Origin of the sequence: Actinokineospora sp. HUAS TT18, from assembly GCF_051364635.1 — a bacterium.
Taxonomy (GTDB): domain Bacteria; phylum Actinomycetota; class Actinomycetes; order Mycobacteriales; family Pseudonocardiaceae; genus Actinokineospora.
This window is the reverse complement of sequence record NZ_CP195645.1, coordinates 5,539,465-5,556,164: the sequence shown is the minus strand read 5'-3', so window position 1 is coordinate 5,556,164 and position 16,700 is coordinate 5,539,465. Positions and strand designations below refer to the sequence as shown.

Sequence of the window (16,700 nt, the reverse complement as noted above, 5' to 3'; positions counted from 1 at the left end):
GTGGAAACACGTAGCTTGGCCAGGCTCGGTGCCCGCGACGGACGACCGGCATCCTGCGCCGGCCTCACCGTCCCGACCTTTGGCACTCGGAGAGGCCGAGTGCTAACTCGTTTTTAGCACTCCGAGGTGCCGAGTGCAAGAAACGCGGGCGGGGGTGTCAGCCGGAACACCCGATCGCGGGAAACGCTAGTGCTGTGTCCATGAACGTTGTCGGGCTATCGGCGGATCCAGGTTTCCGCTGGGCGTGCCGCCGGAATGCCGCTCGTACTGGGTGTACTTGGACGTTTCGGCGGTGCGGCCAGCGGGAAGCTGGGCCGTCGAGAGCCCGACAACGTTCGTGGACACAGCGCTAGCTCGACGGCGGCGCGACCACCGAGATCGACGGCAGCTGCTTCTTGCTCGTCGGCTTGCTCCCGCCCGACGGCTCGCCCGAGCCGGGGCCGACCGGGATCGACGGCCCGGTGGACTCCGGCTGCTGCGGCGGCTGCCCGTCGTCCGGGTTGGACAGGAAGAAGATCGCGCCGATGATCAGGCCGACCGCGACCAGCCCGACCAGCACCGGGGCCAGCCAGCGGTTGCCGGAGCGCTCCTTGCCGAACGCGGTGCTGCCGGCGGGCACCGGCGGCCGGAGCCGGACGGGCTCCGCGTGCGAGGCGTGCGAGGCGTGGGACGGCTGCGGCACCGGCCGCGGCGCGGGCGCCTGCTGCTGCGGCGACGGGAACTGCTGGAAGGTCTGCTGCGGCCGCGGCGGCGCGACCGGGCGCGGCGGCGCCGTCAGCGCCTGGCGGGCCGCGGCGATCAGCTCGCGGCAGCTCGCGTAGCGCTGGCCGGGCTGCTTCGACATGCCGCGCCGGATGACGTCGTCGATCGCGGGCGGCAGTGAGACGAACTCGGTGAGCGCCGGTGGCTCGCGGTTCAGGTGGCCCTGGATGACCTCGGGCACCTGCCCCTGGAACGGCGGGCGGCCGGACAGGCAGGCGAACAGCACGCAGGCCAGCGAGTACGCGTCGGTGCGGCCGTCGACCGGCTCGCCGCGCAGGTGCTCGGGGGCGGCGTAGGTGGGCGAGCCGAGGAAGTCGCCGCCGCGGGTGCGGTGGCCGGTGGCGCCGCGCCGGGTCAGGCCGAAGTCGGCGACGTAGATGTGCTCGGTGGCCGACTCGCGCGAGGTGACCAGCACGTTCGCTGGCTTGACGTCGAGGTGGACCAGGCCGCGCTCGTGCAGGTTGTCCAGCGCCTCGGCGACCTGGCTGAGCAGGCTGATCGCCCGCTGCGGGGCCAGCGGCTCACCCTTGATCAGCGAGGCGAGGTCGGAGCCCTCGACGAGCCGCATGGCGATGTAGAGCAGGCCGTCGACCTCGCCGAAGTCGTAGAGCGGCACGACGTTGGCGTGGTCGATCGCGGAGGTGTTGCGGGCCTCGTCGACGAAGCGCTCGCGGAACTCGGGGTCCTCGGTGAGGTGCTCGGCGATGACCTTGAGCGCGACCTTGCGGCCGAGTCTGATGTCGGTCGCCCGGTACATCACGCTCATTCCGCCCTTACCGAGCACTCCGTCGATGCGGTAATGCCCTAGGCGACGCCCGGTGAGGTCCTCCGACACGCGACGGAGCCTAACGCGCTGGCCATGGCGCCCGCGTTCGGTTCCTCGAGATCGCTCAGCGGGCGAGCCAGGCGGCCATCGCGCGAGGTGTGCGGGTCTGAGTCAGGAGCCTGCCCGGGCCGGCGAAATCGAGCATCAGGCCCTCCCCCGTGCGCACCGACTGCGGCCCGGACTGGGCCACGGCGCGCAGCCTGCACTGGGTGGTGTCGGTGAAGGCGAGCAGGCTCGCCGGGTCGACGGTGATCGCCTCGCCTGGCTCCAGCGCCACGACGTCGAGCGCGCCGCAGCAGGCCAGCACGACCGTGCCGACGCCGCTGACGTGTTCGAGGAAGCCGTGCTCGGCGCCGAACAGCGCGTGGAACCCCGGCCAGCCCGCGTCGGTGCGCAGCGTGCTGGTGAGAGCGAGCCAGCCGCCGCGGGCGACGCACCAGCCCGCGGTGCCGTCGAGGTCGAGCGAGTACACCTCGCCGGGCAGCCCGGGCGCGACGTCGACCCAGCCGCCCTCCGGGGGCGCGGTGAACACCGTGGGCCGGACCTTGGACCGGCCGCCGCCGCGCCGCTGGTCGACGTGCACGCCGTAGCTGGTGGCCAGCAGCGCGGTGTAGTCGGCCTGCACGGCCTCGCCCGGGGCCAGCATCAGCCGGGCCACGCCGAACGCGGGCGTGTGCCGGGTGCGGACCTGCATGGATTCCCCTATCGCCCAGGACAGCGCGCCCCGCCGCGCCAGTCCGGTACAGCAGTCTGGCACGGCCGGTTCGACTCCGAGACCGAGACCTAAGGGGACCGGGACGGCGGCTGACCACGGTGACCGACAGACCGCCGCTATCGTGCGGCTGGTGACCACAAGGGAGAAATTCGGGGAGGCGGACTAGTGCCGAAACGCTCCTACACCGCCGAGGAGTACCGCGACGAGGTCGCCGCGCTCCTGCCCCCGCTGCCCGTGACCCCGCTGCCGCTGGCCGACTGCCTCGGGCTCGTGCTGGCCGAGGACGTCGTCGCCGGGGTGTCGCTGCCCCCGTTCGACAACTCGGCCATGGACGGCTACGCCGTGCGCGCCGCCGACGTCGCCGCGGCCCCGGTGACCCTGCCGGTCGCCGACGACATCCCCGCTGGCCGCGTCGACGTCCGGCCGCTGGAGCCGGGGACGGTGCACCGGATCATGACCGGCGCGCCGCTGCCACCGGGCGCCGACTCGATCGTCCAGGTCGAGCTGACCGACGCCGGCACGACGAATGTGCTGGTCAACGAGGCTGTTGTGGCGGGCAAGCACATCCGGCGGGCGGGCGAGGACGTCGTCGTGGGCGACACCGTGCTGCGCGCCGGGACCGTGCTCGGCCCGCCGCAGTTGGGCCTCGCGGCGGCCGTCGGCCTGGGGACCCTGCCGGTGCGCAGGCCGCCGCGGGTGCTGGTGCTGTCGACCGGGTCGGAGCTGGTGGCGGCCGGTGAGCCGCTGCCGCCAGGGCACATCTACGAGTCCAACAGCGTGCTGATCGCCGCCGCCGTCCGCGAGATCGGCGGCCACGCGACGGTCCTGCGGTTCGTCCCCGACGACGTCGACAAGTTCCGCGCGGTGATCGCCGAGCACGCGCCGGGGGCGGACCTGCTGATCACCTCGGGCGGGGTGAGCGCGGGCGCCTACGAGGTGGTGAAGGACGCGCTGACCGGCCAGGGCGTGGAGTTCGTCCGGGTCTCGATCCAGCCGGGCGGGCCGCAGGGGTTCGGCTCGGTGGACGGGCTGCCGGTGCTGACGCTGCCGGGCAACCCGGTGAGCGCGGCGCTGTCGTTCGAGCTGTTCATCCGGCCCGCGCTGCTCGGCGCGCTGGGGCACGGCGTGGTCTCGCGGCCGCGGGCCAAGGCGCGGACCACGGCGGCGATGTCGTCGCCGGAGGGGCGCACCCAGTACCGACGGGGACGGCACGACGACGGGATGGTCGCGGTGGTGCCGGTCGGCGGGCCGGGCTCGCACCTGCTGTCGTCGTTCGCGGCGTCGAACTGCCTGATCGAGATTCCGCTGGGGGTCGCGGAGGTCGCCGAGGGCGCTGAGGTCGACCTGATCCTGCTGGACTGAGCGCCGCTGAATTCGCGAACGGTGGGTAATCGACTCCTCACCAGGCAGATTGATCGGCGGGTGAGGGGACGCGTACGATAGGGGTGCTCCAGTCTCGGGGCATCCGACCGGCCTGCGCGCCGTCGGGGGGCGTGCAGACTGGTCGGATGCCCCGTGTTCACGCTGAAAGCCAGACCAATTCGCGGTTGGCGTAGCGTGTGAGCAAATCCGGCCGACTCGCGAGGACCAGCCACCTGATGAGCGACCCGTCGCAGCCTTCCTCTTCTCCCGTGCAGCACGCGATCGAGCTGACGAAGAGCATCATCCCGCCGATCCACCCCGGCGGCCGTCCCTTCGTCTTCGGCGCGATCGGCGCGACGCTCGTCGTGCGCCTGCTCTCGCGCAAGGCGGGTGTCCTCGCCGGGATCTTCACGGCCTGGCTGGCGTGGTTCTTCCGCGAGCCCAAACGCGTCACCCCCCAGCGCCCCGGCATCGCCGTGGCCCCGGCCGACGGCACCGTCTCGCACGTCATCGAGGCCGTCCCGCCCGCCGAACTCGGCATGGGCGACGCGCCGATGCTGCGGGTCAGCACATTCCTGTCGGTCTTCGACGTGCACGTCCAGCGCGCCCCCGCGACCGGCCAGGTCGTGCGCGCCGTGCACAAGGAAGGCGAGTTCCTCTCCGCCGACCTCGACAAGGCCAGCGAGGTCAACGAGCGCAACAGCCTCCACATCCACACCGCCGACGGCTACGACCTCGCCGTCGTGCAGATCGCGGGCCTCGTCGCGCGGCGCATCTTCTGCCAGGTCGGCGACGGTGAGAAGGTCACCGCGGGCTCGACCTACGGCCTGATCCGCTTCGGCTCGCGCGTCGACCTCTACGTGCCCAAGGGCAGCCGCGTGCTGGTCGAGGCCGGTCAGCGCACCATCGGCGGCGAGACCGTGCTCGCCGAGCTTCCGGAGCACTGATGGCACCGGCTTCACCGGGAGTCCGCCTGCTCCCGAACGCGATCACCGTCCTGGCGATGTGCGCGGGCCTCTCGGCCGTCCAGTTCGCGCTGCGCGGGCAGTTGGAGGCGACCATCGCCGCCATCGGGGTCGCGGCCATCCTCGACAGCCTCGACGGCCGCATCGCCCGCCTGCTCGACGCGACGTCCAAGATGGGCGCCGAGCTGGACTCGCTGGCCGACGCCATCTCCTTCGGCGTGGCGCCCGCGCTGGTCATCTACGTCTGGAAGTTCCCGAACAACCGCTTCGGCTGGATCATCGCGCTGATCTTCGCGGTGTGCATGATCCTGCGCCTGGCCAGGTTCAACACGCTGCTCGACGACACCGAGCAGCCGCCGTACGCCAAGGAGTTCTTCGTCGGCGTGCCCGCTCCCGCGGGCGGCCTGCTGGCGCTGCTGCCGCTGATCCTCACCATCGAGTACGGCAACCACGGCGCCTGGTGGCAGTCCCGCTGGGCCGTGGCGATCTGGACCGTCGCGGTCGCGGCGCTGCTGATCAGCCGCATCCCGACGCTGTCGGTGAAGTCGGTCCGGGTGCCGCCGCGCGCCATCGCGCCGCTGCTGGTCGGCGTCGGCCTGCTGGCCGCCGCGGTGATCACGTACCCGATGATCGCGCTGGCCGCGGCGCTCGTCATCTACCTCATCCACATCCCGTACGCGGTGCGGCGCAAGCACTGGCTGGCCAACCACCCGGAGGCGTGGGACATCCCGGCGAGCGAGCGCCGCGCGATCAAGCGCGAGCACGGCACCCGCCGCACGCTGGGCCTGCGTCCCGTCCCGCTGCACAAGGTGGCGGGCGCGGCCCGCCGCGCGGTGCGGCTGCCCAGCCGGGGCGACCACGAGCACCCGGTCACCCCGGAGCCGCGCGTGGCCGGACCGGTGCGCAGGCGCGGCTGGCGCCGGACCGGCATCCGGCGCGAGAACCGGCCCTGACTTCGCCGCGCGAACCACGCCGCAACCAATAGGGTGGCGGCGTGGGAGCACAGATCACGTTGACCGCCCGGCTGACCCCCTCCGCGCTCGACACCCGGCGCGGGGTGGTGCGGCTGCACCGCGAGGTGCTCGACGCGCTCGGCCTGCGCCAGTGGGACGCCGTCCAGCTCACCGGCGCGCGGGTCAGCTCGGCGCTGGCGGCCGAGGCCGACGGCCCGACCGGGGTGATCCTGCTCGACGACGTGACGATGTCGAACCTCGGCGTCACCGAGGGCGCCGAGGTCGTGGTGGCCCCGGTCGAGGTCGCGCCCGCCCGCTCGGTGACGGTCGCGGGCTCGCGCCTGGCCGCCACCTCGCTGACCCCCGAGACCGTCCGGCTCGCCCTGGTCGGCAAGGTCCTGACCCAGGGCGACGCGGTCTCGCTGCTCCCCCAGGATCTCTCGCCGCCGCCAGAGGCCGACGTCTCGGCCGTGCGCGGCAAGCTGTCCCGCGCGATCGGCACGACGTGGACCAACGAACTGCTCACGGTCACCGCGACCGACCCGGCGGGCGCCGTCACCGTGCATCCGTCCACTGTGGTCGGTTGGCGCGACGGCCCGCGCACGGGCGACCGTCCCGCGGCGACCGGCAGCGGGCCGACCGTGCAGGCCACCAGGACGACCCGGGCCGCCAAGGTGGCTGAGGCGCCGCGCGTCGAGCCCGAGCACCCGCCGGTGCCGATCGCCGACCTGGTCGGCGCGGGCGAGGCCGCCCGCACGCTGGGCGAATGGTTCGAGCTGGCCTTCACCCGGCCGGAACTGCTCGCCAAGCTCGGCGCCGCCGCGCGCCTGGGCGTGCTGATCACCGGACCCGAGGGCGTCGGCAAGTCGACCCTGGTCCGCGCGGTCGCGCACGCCGCCGAGGCCCCCGTGGTCGAGCTGACCGGCCCGACCGCCGCGGTCCTGGAGGCCAACGCGACGGCGTCGCGGGTCGAGGAGGCCATCGCCGCGGTCCGCGCCCACTCCGACGCGGGCACCCCGGCCGTGCTGCTGATCACCGACATCGACGCGCTGCTGCCCGCGACGACGCCGCCGCCGGTCGCCACGGTCGTGCTCGACCTGCTGCGTTCGGCGGTCCAGATCCCCCGCGTCGCCTTGGTCGCCACCTCCGCCCACCCGGAGGCCGTCGACCCGCGCGTGCGCGGCGTGGAGCTGATCGACCGCGACCTCAGCCTGCCGCTGCCCGACGGCAAGACCCGCACCGAACTGCTGCGCGTGCTGTTCCGCGACGTCCCCGTGGTGTCCGATGTGGACTTCGGGGCGGTGGCCGAGCGCACGCCCGGCTTCGTCGCCGCCGACCTGATCGCCCTGCGCCGCGAGTCCGCGATCCGCGCCGCGCTGCGGCACAAGGACGGCGACCCGCGCATCGAGTCCGAAGACCTGTTCGGCGCCCTGGACACGGTCCGCCCCACGTCGATGTCGGCGTCCGACACCCTGCGGACCGGCGGCATCAGCCTCGACGACGTCGGCGACATGGCCGAGACCAAGCAGGCGCTGACCGAGGCCGTCCTGTGGCCGCTGCGCTACCCGGACTCCTTCGCCCGTCTCGGCGTCGCCCCACCGCGCGGCGTGCTGCTCTACGGCCCGCCCGGTGGCGGCAAGACGTTCCTGGTGCGCGCCATGGCGGGAACGGGCCAGCTCAACGTGCTGTCGGTCAAGGGCGCCGAGCTGATGGACAAGTGGGTCGGCGAGTCGGAGCGCGCGGTCCGCGACCTGTTCCGCCGCGCCGCCGAGGCCGCCCCCGCCCTGATCTTCCTCGACGAGATCGACGCGTTGGCCCCGCGCCGCGGCCAGTCATCGGACTCGGGCGTTTCGGATCGAGTCGTGGCCGCCCTGCTGACCGAGTTGGACGGCGTGGAGCCCCTGCGCGACGTCGTGGTGATCGGCGCGACGAACCGCCCCGAACTGGTCGACCCCGCCCTGCTGCGCCCCGGCAGGCTGGAGCGCCTGATCTACGTCCCGCCACCGGACGCCGAGGCCCGCGCCGCGATCCTCAAGGCCACGGCACGCAACACACCGCTGGCCGAGGACGTCGACCTGGACGAGTACGCGAAGGAACTGGACGGGTATTCCGCGGCCGACTGCGCCGCCCTGATCCGCGAGGCCGCACTGACCGCGATGCGCGAGAGCCTGGACGCGGCCGAGGTCACGGCGGCCCACCTGGCCCAGGCACGGGAGAAGGTGCGTCCGTCACTGGACGCGGCGCAGCTGGCGACCCTGGAGGCGTACGCGGAGGCCCGCGCCAGCCGCTGACTCACCTGCGCGAAACGGCGGTGGCCCCGGCCCGTGTCACACACGGTCCGGGGCCACCGACGAATCACCTTGCTACGAGATGGTCCACTTCTGGTTGTTCTGGCCGTTGCAGGTCCAGATGATCAGACGTGTTCCATTGGCAACGCCGTTGGTCTGGGCGTCCAAACACTTGCTGCCGTTGCGCAGGGACCCGTCTGTCCACTGGGTCCAGTTCTGGTTGGCCCCGCCGTGGCAGGTGTAGGAGCCGACGATGGCGCCATCGGTCTGGCTGGCGGCGGTGACGTCGAGGCACTTGCCCTGGACCTGCAGCGTCGCACCGGTGCGGGTCCACTTCTGGTTGAGGCCGCCGTGGCAGTCCCAGAGCACTACCTGTCCGGCGATGGTGGCGGAGTTGTCGAGGCAGCGGTTGCTGGCGACGCCCTTGATCTGCTTGGCCGGGTCGACGGTGGCCTTGCTGACTCCCGGGCCGCTGAAGGTGATCGAGTCCAGGTCGTAGCTGCGGTTCGTCGTGGTCTTGAACACCACGAACAGTTCGACCGTGCTGCCAGGGTTGGTGATGTTGACCGCGGGCTGCTGGACGTAGGTGTCCCAGCCGCCCGTGGCGGCCACCGGCGCCGAGGCGATCAGCGTGCCGGTCGGGGACCCTGCGCGCAGTTCGATCGTGCCACCGCCGTTGGGCGAGGAGACCTTGAACGACACCTGGTTGATGCCGGTGAAGTTGACCGGCTTGAACGAGATCCAGTCGTTGTTGTCGATGTCGCCGATCCGCCCGCCCGACTCGGCGCCCGCCTGGGAGACGACCCGGATGCCGCTCTGGCCGGTGAAGTACTCGGCCTGCTTGTGCTTGGGCTGCAGGATGAACTGAGCGGAACTGCTCAGCGCGGGAAGCCCGTTCGCACCCCGGTCGGTGTAGAGGGCGGTGCCGATGATGGCGGCGTTGCCGTTCTGGTGCTCGGCGTCGGCGGCGGCCAGGATCGTGCCGTAGCAGCCGGTGATCGGGTTGCCCAGCGGGTGCTTGTGCGAGTCGTGGCCGATGTTGCCCTGGGTGGTGATGTTGGCGCAGTTGATCGGGCCGTCCTCGGGGTCGGTGGCCTTCACCGAGAAGGGGATCGACTCACCCCACGAGTACATGGCGCCCTCGGGCACGCCGGAGAACGTCAGCGTCGGCGCGGTGTTGCCCACGCTGACCGAGATGTTCGCGGTGCCGGTCTTGCCGGTCGGGTCGGTCACGGTGAGCTGGGCGTTGTAGACACCGGCGGTGGTGTAGTTGTGCGAGGGGTTCGCCGAGGTCGACGTGCCGCCGTCACCGAAGGTCCACCTGTAGGTGAGCGCGCCGCCCTCCGGGTCACGCGAACCCGCGCTGGAGAACACCACGTTCAGCGGCACACCACCGGTGGTCGGGTTGGCCGAGGCCACCGCGATCGGGCTGCGCGCACCCTGGGTGTAGTCGATGCGGTACAGGCCGGACTCCGGCAGGTGCGTGGTGTCGTCGTAGCCGTTGCCCCACGCCAGCAGGTACAACGAGCCGTCAGGACCGAACTTCGCGTCCATCGGGCCCTTGAACGTCTGGGCCGCCAGGAAGTCGTTGATCTTCAGCAGGTTGCCCGACGAGTCCAGTCGGAACTCCCACAGCCGGTTGCGGCTCCAGTCGCCGAAGAACGGAGTCTGGTCGAAGTAGGCCGGGAACTTGGTCTCCGAGGGGTTGCTCGCGTCGTACTGGTAGATCGGGAACGCCATCGGCGCGTCGCCGCCGGTGTTGGAACCCATCTCCGGGAAGTTGTTGCCCACGCTGGCGCTGCTGCCGTACCAGATCGTCGCGCCGCGGGCCGCGGGCAGTGTGGTCAGGCCGGTGTTGTTGGGCGAGGTGTTGGTCGGCGCCGCGCAGTTGAACTTGGCTCCCGACGTGCTGGTGGCGAAGTTGTAGTCGTTGTACGGGGTGTTGTTGCCGACGCAGTACGGCCAGCCGTAGTTGCCCGGCGACTTGACGATGTTCCACTCGACCAGGCCCGCCGGACCGCGGTTCGCGTTGTCCGCACTCGCGTCGGGACCGTAATCGGCCATGTAGATGACGCCGGTGGTCGGGTGCACGCTGAACCGGAACGGGTTGCGGAAGCCCATGGCGTAGATCTCGGGCTTGGTCTTGGCCGTGCCCGGCGCGAACATGTTGCCCGACGGGATGGTGTAGGTGCCGTTCGCCTCCGGGTGGATACGCAGGATCTTGCCGCGCAGGTCGTTGGTGTTCGCCGCGGTGCCCTGCGCGTCCCAGTACTGCCTGCCCGCGCGCTCGTCGATCGGCGTGTAGCCGTCCGAGGCGAACGGGTTGGTGTCGTCACCAACACCGATGTAGAGGTTCTTGCCCGGACCGAACGTCAGGTAGCCGCCAGTGTGGCCGGGCTCGTTCTGACGCCACATCGGCACCTTGAGCAGGACCTTCTCGGTGGACTTGTCCAGCGTGTCCCCGTTCATGGTGAACCGCGAGACGTACGACTCCTCGGTCGTGATGCTCTTGGGCGCGTACATCACGTAGATGTAGTTGTTCGTCGCGAAGTCGGGGTCGAGTGCGACGCCGGTGAGCCCGTCCTCGGAGATCTGACCGCCGCCGTAGACGTCGAACGTGGCCGCGAGGACCGTGGTCTTGGTGTCCGGCTTGTAGATCTTCAGCTTGCCGTTGTACTCCGTCACGAAGACGCGGCCGTCCTTGGCGACATCGAGCGCGCCCGCCGCGATCGTCGTCTCGTCCAGCGAGACCTTCTCGTAGTTGCTCCACACGGTCGCGCCGCAGTCGGCGGCGACCTTGCCACCGGCGGTCTCCACACCGCCCGCGATGTGCGACTTGAACAGCGGCTCGGAGTAGCTCGACGCCACGTGGCCCATTCCGGTGGCCCAGAGCCTGCCGCCCTCGAAGTTGCGGCACCACGTGATCGGGTGGTCGTAGCCCATCTTGTCCGCGCCCGCGTCATAGGTCGACTCGTCGGCGGTGACCAGCACGTGCACACCGCCACGCGCGCTCGGCGGCTGGAAGTTGTACCACTCCTCCGTGCGGTTCCACTTGTCCGGCAGGCCCGCGCCCGACGGGTGCTTCTTGTCGGCGACCTTCGCCGTACCCGCCTGGATCGTCGAGTGGCGCGTCATGGTCATGCCCAGCATCTGGTCCCACCACGGGAACTGGGCCTCGATGTTCATGTCCGTCGCGTTGTGGATCGCCACGAACCCGCCACCGTTGCGCATGTAGGTCTGCGCCGCGGCGCGCTGCGCGTCGGTGTCCCAGACCATGCCCGAGGTCTGCAACATCACCACGACGTCGTACGTGGCCAAAGTGGCGTCGTTGAAGACCGCCGAGTCCTCGCTCTCGGTCAACTCCCACCCGCGCTCGGTGGCCAGCGACTCGAACATCGCCTTCGCGGCGGGGATCGAGTCGTGGCGGTAGGCACCCGCGGCGGTCTTGCTGAACAGCAGCACGTGGAAGCCATCGGCGTGCGCGCTCGCGGCGGTGGGGGCTGCCAGCCCGGCGACCACAAGTGTGGCCGTCAGCAGTGGCACTAGTCGGGAGAGCCAGGTTCGCATGTCACGTCCTCAGGGGTGCGATGGGGATCGATCAGTGGGCCCGCCGCCGCCAACGCCGGTATTGACGTGATGTCCCACACGTCGCGAACGTATGTCACGCGATATGGCGGGGTCAATACAAAAGTCCGCCCATCGGGAATGCAAATCCGGGCAAGTTCTGGCCGAACAGGACAAAACTTCGATCGCTACGCCCACCGGATCGGTCAACGCGGAAGCCCTGAAACGCCGATCACCCCGACCAGGATGGTCGGGGTGATCGCCCGCGGTCCCCTCGGCGGAGCGCGCGGGCCTACTTGTCGATCGAGGGCGAGCGGTAGTCCTTGGTGACGATGAGGATCAGGCCAGGGCTCGCCTGCTTGAGACCCTCGAACCGCTCCTCCGCCCGGATTCCGAACTCCTGCGCCAACTCCCGCGCGGCCGATTCCTCATCCGTGCCCGCCCGGTAGTACACCGTCGTCGTCGGGATGATGCCCTGGGAGTAGTTCGACTTCTCCGCGACCTGCCACCCGTGGCTCTCCAGGTCCTGCGCGGCCTTGGCGGCGAGACCGGTCTCCAAGCTGTTGTTGTAGACCCGCACCGGCTGGTCGTGAGTGGACGGTTCCGCGGGCGCGGTCGGCACCGGCGCGGCGGTGGTCGTCGGCGCGGGGGCGGCCGTCGTCGTGGTCGGGGCGGCGCTCGACGTGGTGGCGGTCGGCGAGGACGGGGCGCTGGTCGCTTCCGAGCCGGAGGGCGCGGAGGTGGTCGTGGAGGCCGCGGTGGACGACGGAGGCTGCTGGGCCTCGCTGTCGCCGTTGCCGCCGACCAGCGTGATCACCCCGATCACCGTCGCGACGGCGGCCACGCCGATCAGGGCGATGCCCGCGATCTTGCCCGGGCGCATTGCGGGGTCTGTGGTCATCGCTGTTCCATTCCCAACCTGCTCCTGGAGCGGGCGTTGAGTCGGGTGCCGCGCATCCGGCGCAGTCGCTTCACCAGCATCGGTTCCACGGCCAGCGCTTCCGGCTTCTCGATCAGCTCGTTGAGGATCTGGTAGTAGCGCGTGCTCGACAGGTCGAAGATCTCCCGGATCGCCTGCTCCTTGGAGCCCGCCGCCTTCCACCACTGCTTCTCGAAGGCGAGCATCGTGTGATCCCGCTCACTGAGTCCGCCCGAGGGCTTCGGTTGTGTCGGCTGCGATTCAGGCAGCTCGGGCACCTCAGCGGCGTTCATTCGACTCCTTCGCCTGGTAAGTCACTGGCGAATCCGTGCTCCCGCACCGGAATCACACAGGTGTGATCCTCAAGCGCCATTACACCACGTCACCACCCGATGTGATCGTCATGTCCACGGCGCGTCCGACAACCTCGCTATAACTACCCTGCCCGTATGACAGTTCACCCGATCCGGATCGTCGGCGACCCGGTCCTGCACAACCCGACCACGCCGGTCGACCGCTTCGACGGCGAACTCAAGACACTCGTCGAAGACATGTTCGAGACAATGGCCGCGGCCAACGGTGTCGGCTTGGCCGCCAACCAGATCGGCGTCGCCCTGCGGGTCTTCGTCTACGACTGCCCCGACGACGAAGGCGTGCGCCACCGCGGCACGGTCGTCAACCCGGTCCTGGAGACCTCGGAGATCCCCGAGGGCATGCCCGACCCGGACGACGACTTCGAGGGCTGCCTGTCTGTCCCCGGCGAGTCCTTCCCCACCGGCCGCGCCACCTGGGCGAAGGTGACCGGCCAGGACGTCGACGGGTCGCCGATCGAGGTTGAGGGCACCGGCTTCTTCGCCCGCTGCCTCCAGCACGAGACCGACCACCTCGACGGGCTGCTCTACCTCAACCGCCTGGTCGGCCGAAACCAGCGTGAGTCCAAGCGGATGCTGAAGGCCAACAAGTGGGGCGTGCCGGGCCTGTCGTGGGACCCGAGCACCAGCGAAGACCCGTTCGCCGACGACTAACTAGCACAAATAGTGCTAGCGTTCACATCCTGTCCATGACGAACGGAGCAGGCTCATGTGGGCGCTCGTTGTCCGCTTCGATCTCCGCGACGAGTCCGCCGCCGCGGAGTTCGACGCGCTGGTCGCCGACCTCACTCCGCGCATCGCGGCTGAGGAACCCGGCACGTTGGTCTATGCGGTGCACACCATCGAGGGCACGCCACTGTCTCGGCTGTTCTACGAGGTCTACGCCGACAAGAACGCGTTCGACCAGCACGAACAGCAGGAGCACACGAAGCGTTTCCTGGCCGCGCGGGAGCAGTACCTTCGCGACTTCCGCGTGGAGTTCCTCGGCGCGCCCAGCGGCAAAGGCGTACCCGAGTGACCTCGGCGGACCCGAGGGCGGTTGGCCGCAAAGTGGCGTTCCACCGCGGCCGGTGCGGGTTCTCCCAGAAGGAGCTCGCCGCCCGCCTGTCCCGCTCGGAGAGCTGGGTCAGCCAGGTCGAGCGCGGCGTGCGGCGAATCGACCGCATGTCCGTGCTCGAAACGGTGGCCGAGGTGCTGGGGGTGCCGTTGGCCGAACTCACCGGCGCCGACCGGGCGGCTCATGCGGTCGAGCGGCCACCTGCGGCCACCGCGCTCAGCCTCGCGTTGAGTTCGAGCGACGCGCTGCACGCGGTGCTGGCGGAGATCACGCCCGTGGCCGTGGAGCGCTTGGGCCGAGGGGCGGACCGGGCCTGGGAGTTCGCCCATGCCGCCCGACATGAAGACCTCAGCAAGTTGCTGGGCACGCTGATCCCCGAGTTGGAATACGGGACGCGAAAGACCAGTGGGGCCGAACGAAAGCGCCTATGCACCGCGAAAGCCAAGGCGTATCACTCGGCTGCCGCAGTTCTCTCGAAACTCGGCGAGACCGGCGCGGCTTGGGTCGCAGTCGACCGAGCGATCCGTGCCGCCGAGGACGCCGAGGACCCACTGCTCATGGCGGCGGGAGCGTTCAGACTGGCGATCCTGTTCCAGAGCGACCGAAGGTTCGACCTGGTCAACCGCGTGGCGTCGACCGCTGCCAACGCGATCAGCAGGCTGGTGGAATCCGGTGAACGAGCGGCGCTGTCGCTGACCGGCGCCCTGCACCTGCAACTCGCGGTCGCCGCCGCGAGATCCGACGACGCCGACTCGGCGTACAGCCACTTGGCGAAGGCCGAGCGGATGGCCAAGAAGCTCGGCACGGACGGGAACGACTACGACACGGAGTTCGGCCCGACCAACGTGTTCCTGCACGAGATCGGCATCGCCGTGGAGCTGGGCGACGCGGGGCGGGCGCTGCGGGTCGCGGGCAAGACTGATGCCACGAAGCTCTCGATCGAACGCAGGACACAGCTGCTGATCGAGGTCGCCACCGCTCACTCCCAGCGCAGGCAGACGAGCCTCATGGTCGAGGTGCTGGCGCGTGCGCACGAGACCGCGCCGGAACAGGTATCCGCGAGCCCGGTCGTCGCGCACCTCATCGAGGAAGCGCTCCGCGACGGCGGCGACATTCCCGAGCTACGGAGACTCGCAGCGGAGCTGCGCACCGCCGACCAGCATTAAAAGTGCGATACCGCACTGTGCGTGTTGCCCACTGGCTCCACCGCCCATAACTTCCTTCGAGACGACAGCTCGACGAGGGAGGCATGATGGCAAGGCGTGGCCTGGTTCGCACCGACGAGATCCGCATTCTCGCCCAAGCCAACGAGCGGTCAGCGCCGATCGGCCGCCGCGGGACGCCCCGCCCTCAGACTGGTTGACCTACCACCGGCGAAACGCCGCCGTCTACGCGGAGATCGCCGAGATCGATCGCGGACACCATCACGAGGCCATCTACTGGGCCAATCGCGAGCGGGCGCGAGCCGATGAAGTCCAGCACGAGCTCGACCGCTCGACTGGACAGCGATGACCAGTCACAAACCGGTGGCGATCAGCCGGACCGGTGTCGCACCATTCGCGGCATGACCTGGTCCGGCTTCCTCGCGTTCGTGTTCGCCTCGTTCGTCCTGGCCATGGTGCCGGGCGTGGGTACCGCGATGCTGCTGAAGCAGTCGATCCGCGGCGGCCGCCGGGGCGCGCTGGCGACGGTCGCGGGCATGGAGGTCGGCGTCGCGGTGTGGGCGGTCGCGGCGGGGCTCGGCCTCTCCGTGCTCCTGGTGGCCTCCGAGTACGCCTACCAGGCGCTGCGGATCGTCGGGGTCGGGGTGCTCGTCTGGTTCGGCGTCAAGGCGTTGTTCGGCAAGCACGACCACACCGCCGACGACGTCCCCACCAGCGGTTCCGGCTTCCGCGCGGGGCTGCTGGTCAACCTGGCCAACCCGAAGCTCGCCGTGTTCGCCATCTCGTTCCTGCCGCAGTTCGTCGCCGCCGACGCCCCGCGCTGGGTGCTGCTCGCGCTGGCCGGACTGTGGGTGGTGATCGACACCGTCTGGTACCTGATGGTGATCGCGCTGCTCAGCAAGGTCATGGGCTGGCTCAAGCGCACGGAGGTCCGCACGCGGCTGGAGCGGTTCTCCGGGGCCGTGCTGATCGCGCTCGGCATCCGGCTCGCCGTCGAGTCCTAGGCGGGCGCGCGCCAGGGCAGGTCGGGTAAGGCGGCCATGTCGGCGTACGTCGCGCTGCCCGACAGTTCCTCGGTGCGCCCCGCCAGCAGATATGTCCGCACCCGCTGGGCCTGCGCGCGCGTCACGTCCTCTCCGGTCAGCAGGAACGGCAGAGCCAGCCGCCAGTACGCGACCTGGTTGTCGCGGCGGCGGTGGGCGGCGCGCAGGCCCGCGACTGTGACGCGCAACGCGTGTTCGTTGTACGTCATCGACGCGGGCATGGCCGCGTAGTCCCACGCCCAGCGGGCCTGGTCGGCGCCCGCGCAGTGCAGGCAGCCGGAGTCCCCGGTGCCCAGCTCGGCGCGGCAGGTCGGGCACACGGTGAGCCGCATGGCCCAGTCGGTGCACGTCCACGGGTACGCGCCCGGCTCGGCGGCGAACACCCTGGTCACCAGGTCACGCTCCTCCGGCTCACCGGCCACGACACCCTCGGCGTCGAGCAGCGCGGCCCAGTCGGCCAGCCAGTACGCGTCGATCCGGTCGGTGCACGACTTGCACGCCGGATACCCCCGGCCCACCAGCTCGCCGCACGCCGGGCAGGGGACGGCCGCGTGGGGGCGGCCCAGGCGGCGGGCGCCCGGCGGGTACGGCTGCACCATGGTCAACAGGCTAGTGCTCAGTTGGCTTCCAGTCGTTAGCAGGCATGGGCGGGCTGACACCCGCCCACCCAAACAGTTAGGGTGCGACGACAACTGCAAACCGCACCGCGGGA

The 16,700-nt window shown here is 70.5% G+C and carries 15 protein-coding genes; 9 read left to right on the top strand and 6 right to left on the bottom strand.

Going from position 1 to position 16,700, the window contains the following annotated elements; translation table 11 throughout:
* Positions 1-349: 349 nt before the first annotated feature.
* Complete coding sequence (locus ACSHT8_RS25655) at positions 350-1,597, bottom strand: serine/threonine-protein kinase (RefSeq protein ID WP_436493456.1); 1,248 nt, start codon at positions 1,595-1,597, stop codon at positions 350-352.
* Between the two features lie 55 nt (positions 1,598-1,652).
* Positions 1,653-2,282 (bottom strand): AIM24 family protein, encoded by a 630-nt coding sequence (locus tag ACSHT8_RS25650; RefSeq protein ID WP_436493455.1) that lies wholly within the window; start codon positions 2,280-2,282, stop codon positions 1,653-1,655.
* Positions 2,283-2,468: 186 nt separating this feature from the next.
* Between ACSHT8_RS25650 and moeA the strand changes: the two genes are divergently transcribed.
* The 4 genes from moeA to ACSHT8_RS25630 all read left to right on the top strand — a co-directional run bounded on the left by moeA (position 2,469) and on the right by ACSHT8_RS25630 (position 7,874).
* Positions 2,469-3,665: a molybdopterin molybdotransferase MoeA gene (moeA, locus tag ACSHT8_RS25645; protein WP_436493454.1), complete on the top strand. Its 1,197-nt coding sequence runs from the start codon at positions 2,469-2,471 to the stop codon at positions 3,663-3,665.
* A 236-nt stretch (positions 3,666-3,901) separates the two neighbouring features.
* The gene (locus tag ACSHT8_RS25640) at positions 3,902-4,612 is read left to right on the top strand and encodes a phosphatidylserine decarboxylase (protein ID WP_436493453.1); all 711 of its coding nucleotides are present in this window, start codon (positions 3,902-3,904) and stop codon (positions 4,610-4,612) included.
* On the top strand, positions 4,612-5,583 hold the full coding sequence (gene pssA, locus ACSHT8_RS25635) for a CDP-diacylglycerol--serine O-phosphatidyltransferase (protein WP_436493452.1): 972 nt from the start codon (positions 4,612-4,614) through the stop codon (positions 5,581-5,583). The genes ACSHT8_RS25640 and pssA overlap by 1 nt, the downstream gene beginning before the upstream one ends.
* A 41-nt stretch (positions 5,584-5,624) precedes the next feature.
* Positions 5,625-7,874 carry an AAA family ATPase gene (locus ACSHT8_RS25630; protein ID WP_436493451.1) on the top strand — a complete coding sequence of 750 codons (2,250 nt, stop codon included), beginning with the start codon at positions 5,625-5,627 and terminating at the stop codon, positions 7,872-7,874.
* Positions 7,875-7,946: 72 nt separating this feature from the next.
* Here the strand turns inward: ACSHT8_RS25630 and ACSHT8_RS25625 are convergent, their stop codons facing one another.
* From ACSHT8_RS25625 to ACSHT8_RS25615, 3 genes are all read right to left on the bottom strand, one after another.
* A complete protein-coding gene (locus ACSHT8_RS25625) occupies positions 7,947-11,438 on the bottom strand; it encodes a ThuA domain-containing protein (RefSeq protein ID WP_436493450.1) in 3,492 nt (1,163 codons plus the stop codon).
* A gap of 289 nt (positions 11,439-11,727) precedes the next feature.
* Positions 11,728-12,336: a LytR C-terminal domain-containing protein gene (locus ACSHT8_RS25620; protein WP_436493449.1), complete on the bottom strand. Its 609-nt coding sequence runs from the start codon at positions 12,334-12,336 to the stop codon at positions 11,728-11,730.
* Positions 12,333-12,647 (bottom strand): DUF3263 domain-containing protein, encoded by a 315-nt coding sequence (locus ACSHT8_RS25615; protein WP_436493448.1) that lies wholly within the window; start codon positions 12,645-12,647, stop codon positions 12,333-12,335. The genes ACSHT8_RS25620 and ACSHT8_RS25615 overlap by 4 nt, the downstream gene beginning before the upstream one ends.
* A gap of 156 nt (positions 12,648-12,803) precedes the next feature.
* On the opposite strand from ACSHT8_RS25615, the gene ACSHT8_RS25610 reads away from it, so the two are divergent.
* Genes ACSHT8_RS25610 through ACSHT8_RS25590 form a run of 5 tightly spaced genes read left to right on the top strand, consistent with a single transcriptional unit; the run spans position 12,804 to position 15,949 of the window.
* Positions 12,804-13,379, top strand: a complete 576-nt coding sequence (locus ACSHT8_RS25610; protein WP_436493447.1) for a peptide deformylase — start codon at positions 12,804-12,806, stop codon at positions 13,377-13,379.
* Between the two features lie 55 nt (positions 13,380-13,434).
* Positions 13,435-13,743: a putative quinol monooxygenase gene (locus ACSHT8_RS25605; RefSeq protein ID WP_436493446.1), complete on the top strand. Its 309-nt coding sequence runs from the start codon at positions 13,435-13,437 to the stop codon at positions 13,741-13,743.
* Positions 13,740-14,948 (top strand): helix-turn-helix domain-containing protein, encoded by a 1,209-nt coding sequence (locus ACSHT8_RS25600; RefSeq protein WP_436493445.1) that lies wholly within the window; start codon positions 13,740-13,742, stop codon positions 14,946-14,948. The genes ACSHT8_RS25605 and ACSHT8_RS25600 overlap by 4 nt, the downstream gene beginning before the upstream one ends.
* Entirely contained in the window at positions 14,944-15,294 is a 351-nt protein-coding gene (locus ACSHT8_RS25595) for an AMED_5909 family protein (protein WP_436502176.1), read from the top strand. Before ACSHT8_RS25600 ends, ACSHT8_RS25595 begins: the two co-directional genes overlap by 5 nt.
* Before the next feature lie 52 nt (positions 15,295-15,346).
* Positions 15,347-15,949: a LysE family translocator gene (locus ACSHT8_RS25590; RefSeq protein ID WP_436493444.1), complete on the top strand. Its 603-nt coding sequence runs from the start codon at positions 15,347-15,349 to the stop codon at positions 15,947-15,949.
* Here ACSHT8_RS25590 and ACSHT8_RS25585 read toward each other — a convergent pair.
* The gene (locus tag ACSHT8_RS25585; RefSeq protein ID WP_436493443.1) at positions 15,946-16,587 is read right to left on the bottom strand and encodes a hypothetical protein; all 642 of its coding nucleotides are present in this window, start codon (positions 16,585-16,587) and stop codon (positions 15,946-15,948) included. The genes ACSHT8_RS25590 and ACSHT8_RS25585 overlap by 4 nt on opposite strands.
* Between the last annotated feature and the right edge of the window lie 113 nt (positions 16,588-16,700).